Source organism: Shinella zoogloeoides (assembly GCF_022682305.1).
Classification (GTDB): domain Bacteria; phylum Pseudomonadota; class Alphaproteobacteria; order Rhizobiales; family Rhizobiaceae; genus Shinella; species Shinella zoogloeoides_B.
Map to the genome: position 1 here is coordinate 238365 of NZ_CP093528.1, position 20030 is coordinate 258394.

17 protein-coding genes and 1 other annotated feature are annotated in these 20030 nt (G+C 61.0%); of the genes, 14 read left to right on the forward strand and 3 right to left on the reverse strand.

The features are described 5' to 3' along the window. Window positions 1-19: 19 nt before the first annotated feature. From MOE34_RS01260 to MOE34_RS01275, 4 genes are all read left to right on the forward strand, one after another. On the forward strand, window positions 20-238 hold the full coding sequence (locus MOE34_RS01260) for a hypothetical protein (protein ID WP_242220097.1): 219 nt from the start codon (window positions 20-22) through the stop codon (window positions 236-238). Next, window positions 231-734: a lysozyme gene (locus MOE34_RS01265; RefSeq protein ID WP_242220099.1), complete on the forward strand. Its 504-nt coding sequence runs from the start codon at window positions 231-233 to the stop codon at window positions 732-734. Before MOE34_RS01260 ends, MOE34_RS01265 begins: the two co-directional genes overlap by 8 nt. Window positions 735-736: 2 nt before the next feature. Then, the gene (locus MOE34_RS01270; RefSeq protein ID WP_242220101.1) at window positions 737-1183 is read left to right on the forward strand and encodes a hypothetical protein; all 447 of its coding nucleotides are present in this window, start codon (window positions 737-739) and stop codon (window positions 1181-1183) included. Window positions 1184-1366: 183 nt separating this feature from the next. Further along, the gene (locus MOE34_RS01275) at window positions 1367-1708 is read left to right on the forward strand and encodes a DUF1515 family protein (protein WP_242220103.1); all 342 of its coding nucleotides are present in this window, start codon (window positions 1367-1369) and stop codon (window positions 1706-1708) included. A gap of 131 nt (window positions 1709-1839) precedes the next feature. Here MOE34_RS01275 and MOE34_RS01280 read toward each other — a convergent pair whose 3' ends face one another. Continuing rightward, complete coding sequence (locus MOE34_RS01280; RefSeq protein WP_242220104.1) at window positions 1840-2487, reverse strand: SOS response-associated peptidase; 648 nt, start codon at window positions 2485-2487, stop codon at window positions 1840-1842. Between the two features lie 999 nt (window positions 2488-3486). Between MOE34_RS01280 and MOE34_RS01285 the strand changes: the two genes are divergently transcribed. After that, the gene (locus MOE34_RS01285) at window positions 3487-4854 is read left to right on the forward strand and encodes a DUF6538 domain-containing protein (RefSeq protein ID WP_242220105.1); all 1368 of its coding nucleotides are present in this window, start codon (window positions 3487-3489) and stop codon (window positions 4852-4854) included. On the opposite strand, the gene MOE34_RS01290 is transcribed toward MOE34_RS01285, so the two are convergent. After that, window positions 4785-5545 (reverse strand): IS5 family transposase gene (locus MOE34_RS01290; RefSeq protein ID WP_242220107.1). Its coding sequence is split into 2 segments (ribosomal slippage): window positions 4785-5221 and window positions 5221-5545, totalling 762 coding nucleotides; the frame shifts between segments, so codons are not numbered across the junction. The genes MOE34_RS01285 and MOE34_RS01290 overlap by 70 nt on opposite strands. Window positions 5546-5614: 69 nt before the next feature. Between MOE34_RS01290 and MOE34_RS25550 the strand changes: the two genes are divergently transcribed. Together MOE34_RS25550 and MOE34_RS01295 are read left to right on the forward strand one after the other, a co-directional pair. Further along, window positions 5615-6745: a DUF262 domain-containing protein gene (locus MOE34_RS25550; RefSeq protein WP_431522455.1), complete on the forward strand. Its 1131-nt coding sequence runs from the start codon at window positions 5615-5617 to the stop codon at window positions 6743-6745. After that, window positions 6672-7903 (forward strand): IS3 family transposase gene (locus MOE34_RS01295; protein WP_129567183.1). Its coding sequence is split into 2 segments (ribosomal slippage): window positions 6672-6963 and window positions 6963-7903, totalling 1233 coding nucleotides; the frame shifts between segments, so codons are not numbered across the junction. Before MOE34_RS25550 ends, MOE34_RS01295 begins: the two co-directional genes overlap by 74 nt. Next, window positions 6956-7072: a sequence feature (AL1L pseudoknot), on the forward strand. Its footprint overlaps the gene before it by 117 nt. A 551-nt stretch (window positions 7904-8454) precedes the next feature. On the opposite strand, the gene MOE34_RS01300 is transcribed toward MOE34_RS01295, so the two are convergent. Beyond that, window positions 8455-9593 (reverse strand): IS3 family transposase gene (locus MOE34_RS01300; RefSeq protein WP_168168997.1). Its coding sequence is split into 2 segments (ribosomal slippage): window positions 8455-9335 and window positions 9335-9593, totalling 1140 coding nucleotides; the frame shifts between segments, so codons are not numbered across the junction. A 145-nt stretch (window positions 9594-9738) separates the two neighbouring features. Here MOE34_RS01300 and MOE34_RS01305 point away from each other — a divergent pair. The 7 genes from MOE34_RS01305 (at window position 9739) to MOE34_RS01335 (ending at window position 20021) form a co-directional block, all read left to right on the forward strand. Then, window positions 9739-10383: a hypothetical protein gene (locus MOE34_RS01305; RefSeq protein WP_242220109.1), complete on the forward strand. Its 645-nt coding sequence runs from the start codon at window positions 9739-9741 to the stop codon at window positions 10381-10383. A gap of 847 nt (window positions 10384-11230) precedes the next feature. Next, complete coding sequence (locus MOE34_RS01310; protein ID WP_242220111.1) at window positions 11231-11911, forward strand: permease; 681 nt, start codon at window positions 11231-11233, stop codon at window positions 11909-11911. Between the two features lie 72 nt (window positions 11912-11983). Continuing rightward, window positions 11984-13135, forward strand: coding sequence for a fumarylacetoacetate hydrolase family protein (locus MOE34_RS01315; protein ID WP_242224197.1), 1152 nt, complete (start codon window positions 11984-11986; stop codon window positions 13133-13135). Window positions 13136-13148: 13 nt separating this feature from the next. Next, a complete protein-coding gene (locus tag MOE34_RS01320) occupies window positions 13149-13604 on the forward strand; it encodes an Lrp/AsnC family transcriptional regulator (RefSeq protein ID WP_242220114.1) in 456 nt (151 codons plus the stop codon). A 162-nt stretch (window positions 13605-13766) separates the two neighbouring features. Further along, the gene (locus MOE34_RS01325; protein ID WP_242220116.1) at window positions 13767-17228 is read left to right on the forward strand and encodes an indolepyruvate ferredoxin oxidoreductase family protein; all 3462 of its coding nucleotides are present in this window, start codon (window positions 13767-13769) and stop codon (window positions 17226-17228) included. Window positions 17229-17265: 37 nt separating this feature from the next. Next, on the forward strand, window positions 17266-18414 hold the full coding sequence (locus MOE34_RS01330; RefSeq protein ID WP_242224199.1) for an isovaleryl-CoA dehydrogenase: 1149 nt from the start codon (window positions 17266-17268) through the stop codon (window positions 18412-18414). Further along, entirely contained in the window at window positions 18414-20021 is a 1608-nt protein-coding gene (locus tag MOE34_RS01335) for a carboxyl transferase domain-containing protein (RefSeq protein WP_242220119.1), read from the forward strand. The genes MOE34_RS01330 and MOE34_RS01335 overlap by 1 nt, the downstream gene beginning before the upstream one ends. Window positions 20022-20030 lie beyond the last annotated feature (9 nt).

Sequence of the window (20030 nt, forward strand, 5' to 3'; positions counted from 1 at the left end):
AACTCAACAGGACATTGTCATGCGCCCCGTCGCTAACTGGCGGGCGGTGCTTCGCTATGCGTGGTCCATCCGCCTCATCGCCCTCGCCGGCATTCTTTCCGGCATCGAAGTCGCCCTGCCGCTGGCGGGCGACGTGCTTCCCATCCCGACCGGCCTCTTTGCCGGGCTTTCCCTCCTCGTCACCGCAGCGGCATTCGTCGCCCGAATTGTCGCGCAGAAAGGAATTTCCGATGAGTAAGCGCGCGAAGGCGGCTCTCGCCTCCGGTCTCGGTGTCGTCGCCCTGGTCGCGACCTATCTGGCCGGACCTTGGGAGGGCAAAGAGAACCTTGCCTATTATGACCGGCTGGGGAAGGTCTGGACCGTCTGCCACGGCGAGACGAAGGATGTGAAGGCTGGCGATCGCCACAGCGACCAGGAATGCCTGCGGATGCTCTATGAGCGGCTGGAGCGCGACTATCGCCGACCGCTGGCAAAGTGCATCGGCAATTTCGACACCCTGCCGCTCGGCCTCCAGGCCTCGTTGCTCGACGCCGGCTACAATGTCGGGGTTGCGGCGATCTGCAAGTCGACGGCCGCCAAGCGTGCCATGGCGAAAAACTATCGGGGCGCTTGCGAGGCGGTCGCCTGGTTCAATCGTGCCGGCGGCAAAGTCATCGAAGGGTTGAAGCGTCGGCGGGAATACGGCGACGCGACGCGGATCGGTGAACTCGAACTCTGCCTTGCAGGGTTGTAGCTATGCCGTCACTCTTCGCGCTCGCGCGCTTCCTTGGGCTGCAAGGCCTGATCATCGTCGCCGTGCTGATCTTCTACGAAGGATTACCCGGCGCGAATTATCTGACGCCCTACCTGCGGTTCGTTCCGGCTGTCGGTCCTATGGTCGATGACCTGGCGCAAGGCCGTGTCGGCCGGGTGCGCAACGCCGGCCGGCTGGAGGAGCGGCTTGTCTGGCAAGAGGGGCAGCGCCGCGCCGAGTTGGCACGGGCCGCTGCGCGCGCCGAGGCACAAGTGAAGATCGACGCGGTAGAGCGGGACTACCTCGCTCGCCAATCGACCGATGCTGTCCGCATTTCCGAACTGGAGAAAGCCCTTGAAGACGAACAGACGAGCGTTCCTGCTCCTGGTTGTGGTCCTGCCGTGTCTCGCCGGCTGCGCGACATCCTCGATGCCATCGGGCGGGATTGATCCGGCCGTAATCCCGCAGAGCCTGAAACAGGCGTGCCGGCCGGTAGTCGATCTCCCGGAAGGAGCGCTGTCGTCGACAACCACCGAGCGGCTTTGGGGTCAGGACAGGGCGGCACTTGGGGAGTGTCGGCGACGGCATGCGGCGCTGGTGAAATCCATTGATGCGGTCGAGGAGCAAATGAAATGAGTCCACCCGAGATTGACGCCGCCGTACATCAGCAGCTCGGCGCGCTGGACGCGAAGATGGATCGCGTTCTGGCAGATCAGGACCAAGCTCGTGCTGACCGTAAGCAGCAATACTCCAAGCTGGAGAACCTTGAGCGTCGGCTGGATGATGTCGACAGGAAATCAGAGGCCCTGAAGAGCCAGCTCACCCAGGTGAAAACCACGACAGAGGAGATCGACCGCTGGAAGGAGCGGTTTTTGGGGATGCGTATGCTGATTGTGTTCGTTGCGGCCACATTCGGTGCAACGCTGGGAGCGTTCGGCAAATGGGTAGCCATCAAGCTCGGGTGGTCTGGCTAGACGGGACCCCACATCATCCAGGCTGCGGCGAAATTCAGGGTGCCTGCCGCAAACATCACCCAGATCGTCGGCCGCTTGAAAGCGAGAACAGCGGACAGGATGGCTAGTGCAGATATGAGATAGGTCATCGGTTATAGCAGCCTCCGCTCAACTTCTGGCTCGCTCTTCTTGCGCACCCACAGCTCCGATGTTTTCTCCATGACGATCTCGTCGGCAGGGAAAACACGCTTCTGGAATGCGACCGCATCCTCAAAGCTTCCATGAAGCCATTGATCGTACTCATCGCGGTGGAGCAGCACCGGCATCCGGTCATGCACAGCTGTCACGGCTTCATTGGCGTCGGTCATCACGCCGGAGTAGACCGGTCCCCACTCGTCGCTGACCCGCCAAAGACCCGCCCAGGCAAAAATGGGCTCATCCCTCAAGCTGAACCACGTCCTCGTCATCTTGCCCTTCACACCCTCGGCCTCGGCGAAAGCTGTTAGCGGGATTAGGCAGCGCCACTGCGGTTTCCGCGCCAATCCGACCCACATTGGCTTGTTCAGGTCAGCGATGTTATTGACCGGCTTGGGCTTGGCGTCCGGCTTCATTCCCTTCAGTCGCAACGGGAAGCCCCACGTCATCGATTGCAAGATCGGTGCGCCATCCTCTTCTCGGACGACTAACCCCGGAGTTCCGGGATAAATCTCGTCAGGCGCATTCGAACTCGTAGCAGTCGCCACACGGAAGTGAGATGCGATCTCCTCCGCGGATTTCTTCATATTGTAGAGATTGCACATATTGGCCTCCCCGCTCGTCAAAAGGATAGGGTGGGACATTCAGCCCGGCAAGGCCGCCCTTTGCCTAGCGCTTCGCCGGCCACTTGGCCATGCGCTCTTCCAGATCGCGAATTACCTTGGCGACCAGCGGCGGTCGTGGGCCAGTCGCGAGGCAGCCGGCATCGTACCAGTCCTCGACGCGTTTCGCCGCTTCAGCTGCCGTCTCCTCCCATCCCCTATCAGGGAGCGGCCTTTCGAACCCCCACCAGCATGAACAATTTCGCGCCCATAAATACGTGCCGGCCTTCGGACTTGTCACGTCCAGGTGAATCCGCCCAATCGTAAGCCGGTCATGTTGGGCGATCCAGTCCTTCCTATCCTCGCCGGGCCACGTAACGCGCCACTCGTACTTCCGCTGCCAGGTCATCGCGCCATCTGCCTTACGATCCACCTGTTCGTTCCCTTGTTGCCGCATCCCTTGCAGCGAAGGAGCGATTCCCTCTGGTGGATGTAGGTGTGGTCGCCAAACCGACGCCCTAGCTCCCAGCGATCAACCCAGCCTTCGCGCTCGCACTTCGAGCATCGGCCGCCAAGCTCGTACCATTCGATGAGGTTTCGGAACGTGGCTCGGTCATTCCCGAATATGCCATCAAGAAGCTGTGGTTCTGCTTTGCGCATGCGGCATCTCCATCCGAAGGGCCGCATCCTTCGTTCTCTATGTGTTCACGTTCCCCTGTGGAGTAAATGATTGAGATATGAGGTAGAGTCAAGCCGGCATGCACTGACAGAAACCTGACAGATACTTGAGAACAGATCGTGAAGTTTCTGTCATCGACATCGGATGAAGCGCCTGATTATCAGGCGTTCTGCGTTCCATCACTCCCTTGGTAAGGGAGAGGCCGAGAGTTCAAATCTCTCTAGCAGCACCATTCTTCTCCGTTGTTTTTCAAATAGTTGAATGATGGCAAGCCGTTGAGGTGGCCCGACTCCTATACAAGGGTCGTGTACATGGTGCTTCGAATGGCGAATCCGACCAAGAATAAACACGGGGTCTATATGTACGCCGTGCGCGTTCCTACCGATCTCGTTGAGGCCGTGGGGAAGCGGGTCTACTCGATTTCATTGCGGACAAAAGACCCTAAAATCGCTCGCGAACGCTTCAACGCGATGGTGGCGCAGAAAGATCGCGAACACGCTGCCCTGCGCCGAGCGCCTGAAGCCATTTCTTTCGCGTCTATTGTGGCCATGGCTGGCGAGGTCTACCGCGAGCAGAGGGCTAATGCCGAGGTGGCAGCGGGGCCGGGTGATTTGGGGATGATCTGGGAAGCTCTCAACGCCCGTGCTGAGAACCGCCCTTGGCTGGCAGAAGTCGCCGATGCAAAGTTGTTGGAACACGGCCTGTCTGGCGATCAGCGTAGCCGTGAGCTTCTTGCGGAGAAGGTGGCCGATGCGTTCCGCAGCCTTGCGGGGGAGGTCTCCAAGATGGAGCGTGGGGACTTCTCCCCCGACCCAAACCTGTCCAAGTTCTCGGCAGCGGAAGCGGCCAAGCCGACGAAAGGCACCGCCGTTACGGAGTTGCTGGCCCTGTGGGAGCGGGAGCATTTGGCCCACGGCAGGGCCGCAAAGACCACCGCCGACTATCGGAACATCGTGAAGCATTTCACCAAGCACGTCGGCCATGACGACGCCAGCAGGGTGACGCGCGGCATAATCAAAAACTTCTGTGACCATTTGGTACATGAGAAGGGTCTATCCGCGAAGACGGTCAACGGCCGCTACCTGACCTGCCTAAAGGCAATCTTCCGGGTGGGCTATGAGCGCGAGCTGATCGACCACAATCCAGCCGCAGCCGTTCAACAGAAGGTCGTAAAGAAGGCGCAGAGCCGCCCACCGGGCTTCACTGACGCAGAGGCCAAACTGATCCTATCCCTTGCCAACCGGGCCATGCTGCCCCCGTCTGACGGGTCCAGAGACCGGCGCTCCATGCATAACAAGCGAGTCGCCAGGTGGGTGCCTTGGGTCTTGTGCTACACGGGCGCGCGGGTTGCTGAGATAACGCAGTTGCGCAAAGAGGATGTGCAGGAGACGGAAGGCGTCCCGTTCATTCGGATCACGCCTGAGGCCGGGAGCGTGAAGACCGGGCAATATCGTGACGTGCCGCTACATCCACATCTTGTCGAGATGGGTTTCCTTGATTTCGTCCGAGCGTCACCAGAGGGGCCGCTGTTCTATGAGGCCAAGACCGAAGCCAAGCGCAAAGGCAAGGGAATCACGCAACCGCAGTGGGCTGGCAATGAGCTAGGCTCAGGACTCGTTGATCAGAGCCAGAAGATAACGGTTGCAGCGAGAGCGATGGCGGAGAGAAAGGCCATTGGGCATCTGTCGTAGCGCGTAGCGACACGCCGCCAGTCTTTGAGACGCCCGAACATGATCTCGATCCGGTTGCGCCGTTTGTAGCGGCGTTTGTCGTATTTGATGGTCTTGTTGCGGGATTTGCGACCCGGAATGCAGGGCGTGATCCCCTTCGCCTGTAACGCGTTACGATACCAGTCGGCATCATAGCCACGGTCGGCCAGCAGCCACTTGGCCTTGGGAAGCTCATCAAGCAAGGCGGCAGCACCGGTGTAATCGCTGACCTGACCGGCTGTTATGAAGAAACTGATCGGGCGACCACTCGCATCCGTTACGGCATGAAGCTTGGTGTTCATGCCGCCTTTCGTGCGTCCGATCAGGCGGCCCGCGCCCCCTTTTTTACCCGCAGGCTGGAAGCCGTGCGGTGGGCCTTGAGATAGGTCGCGTCGATCATAATCGTCTTGCGATCCGTTGCCTCAGGCAAAGCCAAGCCTTCCATCATCTGGATAAAGATGCCCTTGTCGCCCCAGCGCTTCCAGCGGTTATAAAGCGTCTTGGCCGGGCCATATTCCTTCGGCGCATCGCACCACCGGAGACCGTTGCGGTTGACGAAAATGATGCCGCTCAGAACGCGTCGGTCATCAACGCGCTGGCGACCATGGCTCTTGGGAAAATAAGGCTGAAGACGGGCCATCTGCTCGTCCGTCAGCCAAAACAAATTACTCATCAGTCGGGCTCCTATACGCCCGTCTGAATCACAGCCGTCAGTTCAAATCAATGGGTCCTGACCCTAGCGCTGCCTGACTTTCAGCGCGATTTTGTATGGTCTCCTACCCAGGTTGTTGATCTATTAGAAAGTATAGCTCGAGAATGGCCAATAGGCTCGCTGCTTCTCCTAAAGGGGCCGCAGCCGTTTGCTTTTAGGTCAATTGATTCCGCACCTGACGTACTGCATCCAGAGCTTGACCTCTATGTTTTGGATGGGCAGCAGCGGGTCACCTCAGTCTATCACGCAATCCAGAATGTCTCACCATTCGTCTATTTTGTAGATTTCGCTAATGCCACTAGAGAAGACGACGAAGTAATATCTTGGGACCGGCGCATAAGGTTTGAGCGCAAGTATAAAACGCTTGAAAGCAGAGCGGAAGCTGGGGTCGCGCTGGTATGCGATTTTTGGGACAATGAGCGGTTTCATGCTTGGCTAGACCGCATCGCTGACGCTCAGCGTCGGAATGAGTTCGTCAGCTTCCGCGAACGGCGTCTCGGAGGCCTCCAGTCAAAAGTCTATAAACTGTTAGCGACTGAGTTGGAGCAGGGAATCGAACTTGAAGCGCTGGCTAAGATTTTCGAGACTCTAAATAAAACAGGTGTGAGACTTAACGCCTTCGATCTTTTGGTTGCAAAGCTCTACCCTCCACCGACTAGCTTTAATCTTCGGGAAAAGTGGGATAGCGCCAAGAGAGATAGTCAAGTTCTTTCGAAGTTCGACCCTGATGGGCTCGAAATAGTTAAGATGATAGCGCTTTTGGTCCGTGGCCGAAAAGGGAGATCCTTCTCCAAGGGTGTTCGGCAGGGCGATGTCCTCTCATTGGACCCGCAGTTGATATCGCGTTACTGGGATGATGCTGTCTCTCTTTACGTCAGAGCACTCACAAAAATGCAGGAGTTTGGAGTTGTCGCGTCGTACCTTGTACCAAATTGGTCGATGGTGCTGGGGTTGGCGGGATGTTTGGAGTACGGCTTTGAGGCTAGTGAACCGCACCGGGTTTGCCGGAGACCCCAACTTGTGAGAAGTAGGGTCTATGAACCGCACCGGGTTTGCCGGAGACCCCAACTTGTGAGAAGTAGGGTCTATGACAAGCAAGACGACGAACAAGTTTTCTCCCGAAGTGCGCGCCCGCGCCGTTCGAATGGTTGTCGAGCATGAAGCAGAGCATCCTTCGCGGTGGGCGGCCGTGTCTTCCATAGCTGCCAAGATCGGCTGCTCGGCGCATACGCTCAATGAATGGGTGAAGAAGGCTGAGGTGGACAGCGGCAAGCGAGCTGGCCTGCCGAGTGACGTCGCCGAGAAGATGAAGGCTCTGGAGCGGGAGAACCGCGAGCTTCGTCAGGCCAACGAGATTTTGCGCAAAGCCTCTGCGTATTTTGCGATGGCGGAGCTCGACCGCCCAATGAAGCGATGATTTCCTTCATCGACGAACACCGCTCGGTGCTCGGGGTCGAGCCGATCTGCAGGCTGCTGCCGATTGCCCCGTCCACCTATTATGAAGTCGTCGCCAAGCGCACGGACGTGGGTCGCCTATCGGCCCGCGCCCGGCGCGATATGGCTATGAAAGTCGAGATACGCCGGGTGTTCAACGAGAACTTCCAGGTCTATGGCGTGCGGAAAGTGTGGCGACAGTTGCAGCGAGAAGGCTTCGATATCGCTCGCTGCACCGTCGCAAGGCTCATGAGAATGATGGGTCTTCAAGGCATCATTCGTGGCAAGCCGATCAAAACCACTGTATCGGACAAGTCTGCCCCGTGTCCGCTCGACCGCGTCAATCGCCACTTCAAGGCTCCCGCGCCGAACATGCTGTGGTTATCCGATTTCACCTATGTCGCGACCTGGCAGGGCTTCGTTTACGTGGCCTTCGTGATCGATGCCTTTGCCCGACGTATCGTCGGTTGGCGGGCAAGCCGGACTGCCCATGCGGGCTTTGTCCTCGATGCTCTGGAGCAGGCACTTCATGATCGGCGGCCCGTCAAACGGGGCGGGCTGGTTCATCATTCCGACCGCGGCTCGCAATACGTGTCGATTCGCTATTCTGAGCGGCTGGCGGAGGCGGGCATCGAGCCGTCTGTCGGGAGCGTCGGTGATTCCTATGACAACGCTCTCGCCGAAACGATCAACGGCCTTTACAAAGCCGAGGTCATCCATCGCCGGGGACCATGGCGCAACTTCGAAGCCGTGGAGTTCGCCACACTCGAATGGGTGGACTGGTTCAACAACCGACGCCTTCTGGAGCCCATCGGCAACATACCGCCAGCCGAGGCAGAAGAACGATACCATGCCATGCTGGACGCGCCAGCCATGGCCGCATAACTTAAACCAAACGGTCTCCGGTAAACTCGGCGCGGTTCAAATTGCTTTCAATCCCCGCACGCTCAAATGGGTTGATATTGCGTGGCTTGACGGCGTTGATTCTAGCCAGCGGTATTTCCGATCCGATTACGGGAGAGGAGTTATTTGGCTCAACAAAAGTAGAATGGTATGAGCTGTCAGAGAGGGGGCAACTTTTGAAGTTGGCTCAAAGTACCACAATTGCTCAGACAATATTAATTTCAACAGATGGGCTTAGGAGATTTAATTTTAGCTCGAGTTTGGTAGCGGATTTGATGGGCGGCGCTTACTTGAAAGAGCAGGGGTTCGATCTCTCTACGATGCGTAGAACTTCAAGTTTCTTGAAGGGTGTGCTCTGAATGGTGAAGCGTGCTATATATGCAGTAGTAATCACTGCAATATTCCTGCTGACTGCTTTTTTGGTATGGTTTTACGGGCCTCTGGTCGCAAGCTCTCTGGAGAGCACATTAAGAGAGGTGGCTCGGTTTGTCTGAACAGCTTCGGGCGTTTCGCTAAGTGGATTTCCGCCTCGATTATGCCGCCACCATCATTGGTGTCAGCGCGTTGAAGTAGGCCTGATCCGGCGTCCGCCGGTCAAGGGATGAATGTGGGCGTCTGGTGTTGTAGAAGTTCAGATATCGGGCGATGCCAGCGCGTGCCTCGGACACAGTCTTGTAGGCATGGAGGTAGACTTCCTCGTATTTGATCGAACGCCAGAGCCGCTCGACGAAGACATTGTCTCGCCACGCACCCTTGCCATCCATCGAGATGGCGATCTGTGACCTCTTCAGCACGGCGGTGAAGTCGATGGAGGTGAACTGCGATCCCTGGTCGGTATTGAAGATTTCCGGCCTGCCATGACGGGCAAGTGCCTCCTCCACCGCCTCGATGCAGAAGGCTGCTTCCATCGTGATCGACAACCGCCATGACAAGACCTTCCGGCTGAACCAGTCCACGACGGCGCACAGATAGACAAATCCCCGCGCCATGGGGATGTAGGTCAGGTCCATTGCCCACACCTGATTGGGCCGAGTGACTGCCAGCTTTCGTAGGAGGTAGGGATAAATTTTGTGCCCTGGCGCTGGTTTCGAGGTGTTCGGGCGGCGGTAGATCGCCTCGATGCCCATCTTCTTCATCAGCGTGGCGACGTGTCGCCGCCCGGTCTCCAGACCTTCTCCTCTCAAGAGCCCTTGCAACATCCGACTTCCGGCAAAGGGGTAGTCGAGATGCAATTCGTCAATCCGGCGCATAAGGGCCAGATCGCCGTCAGACACCGGACGAGGCAGATAGTAGACGCTGCCACGGCTGAAGCCGAGAAGCTTCGCCTGGCGCACGACGGATAGCTTGTGCTCGCGGTCGATCATTTCTTTCCGCCCAGCAATCCCGCCTTGCCGAGCGCACCGGATAAAAAATCGTTCTCCAGTGTCAGTTCGCCGATTTTCGCGTGCAGCGTTTTGACATCGATGGTCGGACCCGACGGCTCCGCTTTCGTTTCATCGCCGAACACACCTGTCGCCCCCTCAAGGAGCTGGTCTTTCCATTGCTTGATCTGGTTGGCGTGCACATCGAACTGCTGGGACAACTCCACCAGCGTCTGCTCACCTCGGATGGCGGCAAGTGCCACCTTCGCCTTGAAAGCCGGGCTATGGTTCCGGCGCGGTCGTCTCGTCATGGTCTCTCCTGTTCCCGGCATCTAAGCCGAAGTCAGGCAGAAACTCCACTTATCCCCGCTGTGCAGATTTCCCGAGCCAGCTCTAAGAGCGGAGCTCCCGAATTGCCAACCCCCTGACGGAATCCTTAGCGATGATTGCAATTCCGTGTTCGCCCGCCTCGGCCAAGTTGGCGATCTTTTCGGGCCGATCTCGTCCCTTTTCTCCGGGCTTGCCCTTCTTGCTGTCGCGGTGACAATTTGGATTGACGTCTCGAGCCGCCGGGTTAGCAGAAAGCCTTTGGTCATTTGTCAAATAAGCGAAGTAGAACGTATCGTATTTGATGAGCCCGTATCGACTAGGCCTCGAGGCGTGCGATTTAAAGCCAGCTTCGATGTACGGGCGCTGAATGATGTCGCTATGAATGTGGTGGTTAGCGCGAAGTTGAAAGGTAAAGGATGGGCCAAAACAATGGAACAGGTGCCTTTACCTGTCCCATTGACGCATGGAGGTGGGGCCGAAACCATAACCGTTGCAGTCCGGTTGGATGCGTCTGGTATCGGCGATCTAATACGGTCGTATGACCAGCGCGAGGAAATTGCGCTCGAGGTGAGCGCAGCGTGTCAAAGCCTCGAAGGAATTAGGTGGACCACCAGCGTTGATTACGTGCTCAGTTTTCGAGACTCGGATGGTGAGAAAATAAAAGCGTTAGATGCGACAGATCAGGCTGTATGCGAGGCGCAATGGGCCAATCAAGTGATGGTGCAGCCCGAGTATCGTGTGCGTGTTGGTAGTTGGAATCATCTACGGTGAGTTTTCTCACGATGTGTGGCTCGTGAGCGGTTACGCGCCGCACGGGTTAAATGAGAGTTCTCTGAGCTAACTTGGATTCGAGCTTGAGGGCGGGGAGCCCTATGAGCGTTACTTCTGTGGCCAAAAGACTCAGTTGTCCTCGGACTGCACGCATAACCATACTCATGTACACGCCCCTAGACAATTCCTCCGGAAAGCCCTACAAAACCAGCATTCCAATGGTCTCCGGGTCGGGTTCAAATCTCTCTAGCAGCACCATTTTTCCCCATTGGAAATGCTGGTTACTCAGGCGCTTATGGTGCTGAGGCGCGGTGCGAGCACCGTTCCCTTCGCCCTCATCATTGGATGATGCACGTCCCCGGCCAATCGCTGCACTGGCGGCCCGCGCAGTTCGATAAAGCCAGAGTGACGAGCAGGATGCAGGTGATGGTGGCAATTTTCCTCAATGCGTCGTTCCTTTGCGTCCGACAATATACTCGGCATTCGACAAATCGACCGGGCCGCCGGCCAACTCGATACCGGCCGCCCAGCGATGCGCCGTTCATGCCGGCGGTCAATCCCGCCAGAGGGGGCAGTACCCCATGCCGAAACACATGGACGGGAGCTGTGTCAACCGGACCGTAGGATTATCCGCCGGGCCTGTCGTCGGCCAAGGGGCACGTCGCCGACCGAATCTCGAGCGGTGTCGCGCCAGGAGAAACGGTCGGCCTCACTTTTTCCCTTCGGAGCAGCACGGCTCGGCCCTTGGCTTTGTGTGCCTTGCCCATCGCAAGCCCCTGCTCCGGCGCTACTTCTCGCAGGCGCGGAAACCCGATATTGCGGAAGGGTCGCGTTACGGGGATCGCTCATGGATTTCATGCGTCTGCTACAGTCGCTGGAGGAACTGCTCTACGAGCTGGCGTCCTGGCTCGTCTTCTATCCGGTGACGCTCTGGCGCACGCTTACCCGCCCGCGCGAGATGATGCGCTATGCCGACAGCGAGCTCGGCGATACGCTTGAAAAACGCTATACGGATACGCTAAGTCCACCGCTCTTCCTGCTTCTCACGCTCCTCCTTGCCCATGGACTGGAACTGGCGCTGATCGCGCGCCGGGATGACAGCCTGTTGCCTGCCGTCATGCGGGACGATGCGAACCTGCTCATCTTCCGCGCCTTCCTGTTCAGCATCTTCCCTCTGCTCATGGCGGTGCGGCTTTTGAAACGGGCCGGTCTTCCGCTCGATCGTGAAACGCTGAAGGCGCCGTTCTATAGCCAGTGCTATGTCGCGGCGCCCTTCGCCTTCGGCCTCAGTGCTGGCGTGAACCTCCTGCGGACGGGCCGTCACGAGATGATTCTGACGGGCAGCGCCGTCGCGCTGCTTTCCCTCCTTTGGTATCTTGTGGTGGAGGTCCGCTGGTTCCGCCATGATCTTGGTGTGGGACGCTCCCTGGCCCTCTGGCTCGTGGTGCGTACGGTGCTGGGAGCGGCGGCGCTGGTGATCCTGGCGAGCGTGGCTCTCTCCTTCGGCCTGGAAAGCGGTCAGCGCTGATTACACGTTTGCCCTCCGGCCGTTTCGGTCTAGAACTCCTGACGAGAAATCGGGGAGGAATGGCGCGTGACGATGACGGCGGGAAATTTTTCGCGGGGGACCTTTGTCGGACGGGTCTGGCGGCCGGATGTGCAGGGACCTGCTGTGGTCGTTTTGCGCGATGGCAAGCTTTGCGATATCACCTCCCGGGACATCCCGACCGTTCGCGATCTCCTGGAGAAGGACGATCCGGCGGCGGCCGCCCGTGCGGCGTCCTGCGAGCCCCTTGCAATGCTCGATGTGGTGCTGGAAGCCTCCGTCGAAGGCGCGGGCAATTTCTCGCGGCTGCATCTGCTCGCGCCCTGCGATCTCCAGGCGGTGAAGGCCTGCGGCGTCACCTTCGCCCGCTCGATGATCGAGCGGGTGATCGAGGAGAAGGCGGCGGGCGATCCGGCGCGGGCGGAAAAGGTGCGCGGGCGTGTCACCGCCATCATCGGTGATAGCCTGCGCGACCTGAAAGCCGGCTCGGAAGCGGCGACGAAGGTGAAGGCGGCGCTGATCGATGAGGGCATCTGGTCGCAATATCTTGAGGTCGGCATCGGGCCGGATGCGGAGGTGTTCACCAAGGCGCCGGTGCTTGCCGCAGTCGGCTGGGGCGCTTCCGTCGGGCTGCATCCGGTTTCCAGGTGGAACAATCCGGAGCCGGAAATTGTGCTCGCGGTCGACAGCGCCGGACGCATCAAGGGTGCGACGCTGGGCAACGACGTGAACCTGCGCGACGTGGAGGGCCGTTCGGCGCTGCTGCTCGGCAAGGCGAAGGACAACAATGCTTCTGCCGCTATCGGCCCCTTCATCCGCCTCTTCGACGAGACCTATTCCATCGACGATGTGCGCAGGGCCGATCTCGATCTTCTCATCGAAGGCGAGGACGGGTTCGTGCTCAAGGGACGCAGCACGATGCGCGAGATCAGCCGTGATCCGCTCGACCTCGTCGCCCAGACCGTCGGCCGGCATCATCAATATCCCGATGGCTTCATGCTGTTCATGGGAACGCTGTTTGCGCCCGTCGAGGACCGCGATGCGCCGGGGCAGGGCTTTACTCACAAGGCGGGCGACAGGGTGACGATCTCGAATGCGGAGCTGGGCGCGCTGGTCAACACGGTGCGACTTTCCACCGAATGCCCGCCCTGGACCTTCGGCATGGCGGCGCTGATGCGCAACCTTTCCTCCCGCGGGCTGCTCTAGGATGGGCGAGGGCGTGCTGGACGAGACGAGCCGCAAGATCCTGCGGCTCCTGCAGACGGAACCGGAACTAACGGTCGCGGAGATCGGCGAGCGCGTCGGTCTCAGTCATACGCCGTGCTGGCGGCGCATCAAGGAGATGGAGCGGCTCGGCATCATCCGCGGCCGTATCGTCGCCATCGACCCGAAGCTTGTCGGCTTCGAGGTCTCGGTCTTCTGCTTCGTGCGTCTGAAGCAGCATGACGAGGAGACCTTGCTGGAGTTCGAAAGGGCGGTGAAGGACATGCCCGAGGTCGTGCAGTGCTATTCGATGACCGGCGACCACGACTATGTGCTGCGTGTCCTGACCAGCAGCGTGCGCCAGTACGAGGAGATTCTGAAGAAGGCGCTGCTGAAACTGCCGGGTGTCGGCTTCGTCAATTCCAGCTTCGCGCTCGACGAGTTGAAGAACACGCACCGCGTGCCGCTTTGAGCGGAATAGGATGCGATTGCGTGAGGAGGCGTCCTTTGCGGATGCCATCCTCAGGATGTGAATTTCCGCTGCGAAAATAGGGACGCGCTCCTCCCAATCTCTGCGTAAGCTCCTACATCAGGAGGATGGCTTTCGTGGAGGAGGGCCATCGAGGAGGAAGTCATGCTGAAGCAGAGCTTTTCTCTCGAGGACAAGTATACGGCGGAAGAAGGAAGGATATTCCTTTCCGGCATCCAGGCGCTCGTGCGCCTGCCGATCGTTCAGATGCGGCGCGACCATGCCGCGGGGCTGAACACCGCCGCATTCATCTCGGGTTATCGCGGATCGCCGCTCGGCGGCTACGACCAGCAGCTTGCCAAGGCCGGCAAGCATCTGGCGGCGAACGGCATCGTGTTTCGGCCGGGCGTCAACGAGGATCTGGCGGCCACCGCCGTCTGGGGAACCCAGCAGCTGCACCTGTCGCCGGGCGCGCGTTATGACGGCGTTGCCGGCTACTGGTACGGCAAGGGTCCGGGCGTCGACCGCTGCGGCGACGTGCTGAAACACGCCAACGCCGCCGGCACATCGAAACACGGCGGCGTGCTCTGTCTTGCCGGTGACGACCATTCGGCCAAGTCGTCCTCCATTCCGCACCAGTCCGACCATGCCTTCATGTCGGCGTTGATCCCGGTGCTCTATCCCTCGTCCATCCATGAATTCGTCGAATACGGCCTGCTCGGCACGGCCATGTCGCGCTATTCCGGCTGCTGGGTCGGCATGAAGTTCATTGCCGACACGGTAGAGACGACGGCCTCCGTCGACCTTGCGGGCGAGCGCCGCCAGTTCGTGACCCCCGAGAATTTCGAGCTGCCGCCGGGCGGACTCAATCTTCGCTGGCCCGATCCGCCGCTGCCGCAGGACGAGCGGCTTCAGACCTACAAGGGCTATGCCGCCATCGCCTTTGCCCGCGCCAACCGGGTGGACGAGGTGACGCATGACGTGCCCCGCGCCCGTTTCGGCATCATCGCCTCGGGCAAGGCCTATGAGGATGTGCTGCAGGCGCTGAAGGAGTTGTCGCTCGGGCCGGCGGAAATGGCCGAGATCGGCATGCGGGTTTACAAGGTCCGCATGCCCTGGCCGCTGGAGCCGGAGGGTGTGCGCGAATTCTCGCAGGGGCTGGAAGAGGTGCTTGTCGTCGAGGAGCGGCGCGAGATCATCGAGAACCAGATCAAGCAGCAGCTCTTCAACTGGCATCCCGGCGAGCGGCCGCGCATCATCGGCAAGTTCGACCATCAGGATCACCCGTTCCTGCCGCTCTCGCAGGCACTGACGGTCGGCATGGTGGCGCGGGCCATCGCCTCGCGGCTCCTGCATTTCGAGTTCGATGACGGGCTGAAGAAGGTGATTTCCGACGAACTCGCCTATCTCCTGGAGCGTGAGAAGATCCGCAAGACGCATACGGCTCCGGTCGAGCGCGTGCCCTATTTCTGCTCCGGCTGTCCGCACAACACCTCCACCAAGGTGCCGGAAGGCAGCCGCGCGGCGGCAGGCATCGGCTGCCACTACATGGTGCAGTGGATGGACCGCGACACGACGACCTTCACCCATATGGGGGCCGAGGGCGTGCCGTGGTCGGGCATCGCGCCCTTCACCGACGAAAAGCACATGTTCGTCAATCTCGGCGACGGCACCTATTACCATTCCGGCATTCTGGCGGTGCGCCAGTCGGTCGCCGCCGGCGTCAACATCACCTACAAGCTGCTCTACAACGACGCGGTGGCGATGACCGGCGGTCAGGCCGTTGACGGGCCGATCAGCCCCGAGGCGGTGACGCGCCAGCTCTATGACGAGGGCGTCGAGCCGATCTATCTCGTTTCCGATCACCCGGAAGCCTATTCGCCTTCCACGCTCGCCCCCGGCGTCATCGTGCGCCATCGCGACGAGATGGACCGGGTGATGCGGGATATCCGCGAGGCGCCCGGCTGCTCGGCCATCGTCTATGTGCAGACCTGCGCGGCGGAAAAACGCCGTCGCCGCTCGCGCGGCCTGATGGAGGATCCGCCGGTCCGGCTGATGATCAATCCGGCGGTCTGCGAGGGCTGCGGCGACTGTTCCACCCAGTCGAACTGCGTTTCCGTCGAGCCGCTGGACACGGCTTTCGGCCGCAAGCGCAAGATCAACCAGTCGACCTGCAACAAGGACTATTCCTGCCTCAAGGGCTTCTGCCCCTCCTTCGTCACGGTGGAGGGTGGACGGTTGCGCAGGGCGGCACGCTCGAACCCGGACATGTCAGGTGTCCCTGACCCCGATATCGTGCGGATCGGCGACCGTTCCTACAACATCGCCATTGCCGGCATCGGCGGCACGGGCATCCTGACGATCAGCGCCATCCTCGGCATGGCCGCCCATCTCGACGGCAAGTCGCCGATGATCCTCGACATGGCGGGACTTGCCCAGAAGGGCGGGGCCGTGATGAGCCATCTGCGCATCGGCCTGCACGACCAGGACGTTTCCTCGCCGCGCATCATCACCGGCGGTGCGGACCTGCTGATCGCCGCCGATGACGTGGTGGCTGCCTCCAAGGATGCCGCGACGCTGTGCGATCCGCACCGCACGACGGGCGTGGTCAACACCAAGCTGACGCCGGTCGCCGATTTCGTGCGCAAGCGCGACTTCGACTTCCGCCGCCGCGACGTGGAGGGCACGGTGCGCGCTGCGCTGCGCGAGGCCTCGTATCTTCTCGATTTCACGACGGTGGCGGAAAAGGTCGCCGGCAATGCCATGGCGACGAACATCCTGATGACGGGCTATGCCTGGCAGAAGGGGCTGATCCCGCTCACCCGCCAGTCGATCGAGCAGGCGATCGCGCTCAACGGCGTCGCCGTCGATGCCACGCTCTCGGCCTTCGGCTGGGGCCGGCTGATTGCGGCCGATCCCGCCCGCGCCGAGCGCCTGCTGCATCCCGGCAAGCCGGTGCCGACGCTGGAGACCATGGCGACGGAAGAGTTGATCGCCCATCGCATGAAGCACCTGGTGGCCTATCAGAACGCCGCACTGGCGAACCGCTACAAGGCGCTGGTGGACCGGGTGCAGGCGGCGGAAAAGGCGCTGGGGCCGGACGACCGGCTGACGCGCATCGTCGCCCATGTCCATGCGCAGCTCCTTGCCTACAAGGACGAATACGAGGTGGCGCGGCTCTTCTCCGATCCGGCTTTCAAAGCCGGGCTGGCCGAGCAGTTCGAGGGCAAATACAGCATCGCCTTCAACCTCGCGCCGCCCTTCCTCAAGGGCGAGGACGCCAACGGCCGGCCGCGCAAGCGCCGCTTCGGCCGGTGGATGCTGCCGGCCTTCGGCCTGCTCGCCAGCCTCAAGGGCCTGCGCGGCACCGCTTTCGACCCGTTCGGCCGCACGGCCGAGCGTCGCATGGAGCGCCAGTTGATCGCTGACTACGAGGCGCTGGTGGACCATGTGCTGAAGACCCTTCGCCGCGAGAACCTCGACGCTGCCGTTGCGCTTCTTTCGCTTTACGGCGAGATTCGCGGCTACGGCCCGGTCAAGGAGGAAGCGGCGAAGCGCGTGAAGGCGCGCGAGGCCGGCATGCGCACGGCTTTCGAGGCGGCAGGGCAGGAAAAGGCGGTCGCTTGAGAACCGCGAGGGGAGGACGGACATGTATGACGCCGGCATGAGCTTCGGGCTTGGCGAGGACATAGAGGCGCTGCGCGAGAGCGTGCGGCGCTTTGCGACGGACCGGATCGCGCCGCAGGCGGCGGAGATCGACCGCAGCAACAATTTCCCGATGCCGCTCTGGCGGGAGATGGGCGATCTCGGCCTGCTCGGCATCACCGTGCCGGAAAGCCTCGGCGGGACGGGCATGGGCTATCTCGCCCATTGCGTGGCGATGGAGGAGATCAGCCGCGCCTCCGCCTCGGTGGCCCTCAGCTACGGCGCCCATTCCAATCTCTGCATCAACCAGATCGTCCGCAATGCATCGCCGGCGCAGCGGGAGAAATACCTGCCGAAGCTGATTTCCGGCGAGCATGTCGGCGCGCTCGCCATGTCCGAGCCGGGCGCGGGGTCCGATGTCGTGTCCATGAAGCTGCGCGCGGAAAAACGTGGCGACCGCTATGTGCTGAACGGCAACAAGATGTGGATCACCAACGGGCCTGACGCGGATGTGCTGGTGGTCTATGCCAAGACCGATCCCGACGCCGGCTCGCGCGGCATCACCGCCTTCTTCATCGAGAAGGGCTTCAAGGGTTTTTCCACCGCGCAGAAGCTCGACAAGCTCGGCATGCGCGGCTCCAACACCTGCGAACTCGTCTTCACCGATTGCGAGGTGCCGGAGGAGAACGTGATGGGCACGGTGGGGCGTGGCGTCAACGTGCTGATGTCCGGTCTCGACTATGAGCGTGTCGTGCTGTCGGGCGGCCCGCTCGGTATCATGGCCGCCTGCCTCGACGTGGTGGTGCCCTATATCCACGAGCGAAAGCAGTTCGACCGTCCCATCGGCGAATTCCAGCTCATGCAGGGCAAGGTGGCCGACATGTATGTCACGCTCAATGCCTGCCGCGCCTATGTCTATGCCGTGGCGAGCGCCTGCGACCGGGGCGAGACGACCCGCAAGGATGCCGCCGGCTGCATCCTCTATTCCGCCGAGATGGCGACCAAGCTGGCGCTGGAGGCCATCCAGTCGCTCGGCGGCAACGGCTATATCAACGACTATCCGACGGGCCGCCTGCTGCGCGACGCCAAGCTCTACGAGATCGGCGCCGGCACTTCCGAAATCCGCCGCATGCTGATCGGCCGCGAAATCTTCCAGGAGACGCTGTGATGCCGGTCCTTCCCTCCACGGTAAACACGCGCAGCGAGACCTTCGCGGCAAACCGCAAGGCGATGCTCGATGCGCTGGCGCTGGTGGAGGAGGCGGCGACCCTTGCCATGGATGGCGGCGGGGCGAAGGCGCGCGAGCGCCATGTCTCCCGCGGCAAGCTTCTGCCGCGCGACCGCGTGGCGCAGCTCCTCGATCCCGGCTCGCCCTTCCTCGAAATCGGCCTTACCGCCGGCCACGGCCTTTATGACGGGGCTTCTCCATCAGGCGGGATGATATCGGGCATCGGCCGCGTTTCCGGCCGCGAATGCATGATCGTCTGCAACGATGCGACGGTGAAGGGTGGCACCTACTATCCGATCACCGTGAAGAAGCATCTGCGCGCGCAGGAGATCGCCGCGGAAAACCGGCTGCCCTGCATCTATCTCGTCGATTCCGGCGGGGCGAACTTGCCGAACCAGGACGAGGTCTTCCCCGACCGCGATCATTTCGGCCGCATCTTCTACAATCAGGCGCAGATGTCCGCAGCGGGCATCCCGCAGGTCGCCGTCGTCATGGGAAGCTGCACGGCGGGCGGGGCCTATGTGCCGGCCATGAGCGACGAGACCGTGATCGTCGAGAATCAGGGCACCATCTTCCTCGCCGGCCCGCCGCTGGTGAAGGCCGCGACGGGCGAGGTGGTGACGGCGGAAGACCTCGGCGGCGGCGACGTGCATACCCGCCTTTCCGGCGTCGCCGATCACCTCGCGCGCGATGATCGCCATGCACTCGCCATCGCCCGCCAGATCGCCGCCAATCTCAATATGCGTAAGCAGGATATTACCAAATCCGGAGATGGCGACGCTCCGCTCTACGACCCCGAAGAACTGCTCGGCATTGTGCCGGCCGATACGCGCACGCCCTATGACGTGCGCGAGGTGATCGCCCGCGTGGTCGACGGCTCGCGCTTCGACGAGTTCAAGGCGCGCTTCGGCACCACGCTCGTCTGCGGTTTTGCCGCATTGCACGGCCTTCCCGTCGGCATCATCGCCAACAATGGCGTGCTGTTTTCCGAGGCGGCGCTGAAGGGCGCGCATTTTATCGAGCTTTGCGCCCAGCGCGGCATTCCGCTGCTCTTCCTGCAGAACATCACGGGCTTCATGGTCGGCCGCAAATACGAGGCGGAGGGTATCGCCAAGCACGGCGCCAAGCTCGTCACCGCCGTCGCCACGGCGAGGGTGCCGAAGCTTACCGTACTGATCGGCGGCTCCTACGGCGCGGGCAATTACGGCATGTGCGGACGGGCCTATTCGCCGCGCTTCCTCTGGACGTGGCCGAACAGCCGCATCTCCGTCATGGGCGGCGAGCAGGCGGCGGGCGTGCTGGCGACAGTCAAGCGCGAGGGCATCGAGCGGGTCGGCGGAAGCTGGAGCGTGGAGGAGGAGGCCGCCTTCAAGCAGCCGACCATCGACATGTTCGCCCGCCAGAGCCATCCGCTCTATGCTTCGGCAAGGCTTTGGGACGACGGTATCGTCGATCCGCGCAAGACGCGCGACGTGCTGGCGCTCTCGCTTTCGGCGGCGCTCAACGCGCCCATCGAGCCTACCCGTTTCGGCGTCTTCAGGATGTAGAGGAGGCAA